The 575-nt window shown below is 43.0% G+C and carries 1 pseudogene; it reads right to left on the reverse strand.

Going from position 1 to position 575, the window contains the following annotated elements:
* Positions 1–152 precede the first annotated feature (152 nt).
* Positions 153–575 (reverse strand): annotated as a pseudogene (locus ACX0G7_RS27340) (IS21 family transposase); the annotation flags it as partial.

Genomic DNA, 575 nt, shown 5'->3' on the forward strand with positions numbered 1-575 from the left:
GCTCACCTTGGATTAATTGTGCAATGAGGTCATGGGATTCAAGTTGCTTGTGAACCGGCAAAGTCAACTGTTGCTGAGAGGTGTGAGCCATACCGGTAAGGCGTAGCGATTTCATTTGTCGAGCGTGGCATTTGTGTTCATGATTGTTTATTTTATAAGTATTGAGTTGCTCCGCGAATATTGTCATGTAATGGAAGTGCTTGATCCATTACGATTTGAAGTTGTTTGTCTAAGCCTGACTGAAGTATATTTTTGATCATCGTGTAGTTAATTCGCGTGCCCGTCAGGGCCCTGGCGCAAGCATTTTCAAGCCGAGCCGTTCCGTATTTCTTTTGGAGCATGATCATTCCGAAACAAGATTTATAATTCTGTTCCATGTAGATGCTTGTTCCCAGGATTCTAATGGCTACTTGTTCAGTATTTGGTCCAACCCTTTTTGCTTTGCCAATTAATTCATCTCTTGACCATCCCTTACTTTCCAGGGCTTGTTGATGATTGAGTGGCATATGCTCAGTAACTGTTATATAGGACTGGCCTGACATGTTTCTGGGATGAACAGCAATCCGCTCGTGATC

Source organism: Flavitalea antarctica, assembly GCF_054461535.1.